Genomic DNA, 834 nt, shown 5'->3' with positions numbered 1-834 from the left:
CACCAACTCCGCCGGCGCCGCCTCACCGGCCAGCACCAGCGTCATCCCCTCCGGCAACCCGCCGTCAACGGGCTGCTGCGCAAGCGCCGCCGGCGGCAGGGTCACATGCGTGACCGCCTGCTCGGCGAGCAGGGCAGCCAGCGGCTCGCCCGGCATCAACCGCGCACTCGGCGCCAGCACCACCGTGGCGCCGGATAGCAGGGCGGTGCTCAGCTCCGAGAACGCCGCATCGAAACTCAGCGACGCGAACTGCAGCACCCGACTGCCCGGCTCGATCCCGAACCGGTCCACCTGCGCCGCCGCCAGGTTCGCAATACCCCGATGCGTGACCACGACGCCCTTGGGACGCCCCGTGGAGCCCGAGGTGTAGATCACGTACGCGGGCCGGGCCTGGTCGCCGACGGCCGGCAGGTCGTCGGCGGGGTGCTCGGCCACCTGGGCGGCGATGTCCGCCAGGACCAGGGTGCGGACGTCCTGCGGCGCCTCGGTCGGACGGTCGGTCAGCAGCAGGGCGGGGCGCGCGTCGGCGAGCATGAACGCCACCCGCTCGGCCGGGTAGGCCTGGTCGATCGGCAGGTAGGCGGCGCCCGACTTGGCCACCGCCAGGGTGGCCACCACCAGGTCCACCGACCGGGGCAGCGACAGCCCGACCAGCGTCTCCGGACCGGCCCCGGCCGCCACCAGGTGACGGGCCAACCGGTTGGCCCGGGCATTGAGTTCGGCATAGGTCAGGACCTCGCTCTCGAACACCACCGCCTCGGCCTCGGGAGTCCGCGCCACCTGCGCCTCGAACAGCTCGTGCAGGTCACCGGCCGGCACGGCGTGCTCGGTGTC

General features: G+C 73.7%; 1 protein-coding gene. It reads right to left on the bottom strand.

Going from position 1 to position 834, the window contains the following annotated elements; translation table 11 throughout:
• A partial coding sequence (locus tag OP86_RS32530; protein ID WP_245231855.1) for an AMP-binding protein occupies nt 1-819 on the bottom strand: 819 nt, incomplete at its 3' end.
• Nucleotides 820-834 lie beyond the last annotated feature (15 nt).

Origin of the sequence: Streptomyces novaecaesareae (assembly GCF_000716875.1) — a bacterium.
GTDB lineage: Bacteria > Actinomycetota > Actinomycetes > Streptomycetales > Streptomycetaceae > Kitasatospora > Kitasatospora novaecaesareae.
The sequence above is the reverse complement of the archived record's forward strand: the minus strand, read 5'-3'. Positions and strand labels throughout refer to the sequence as shown.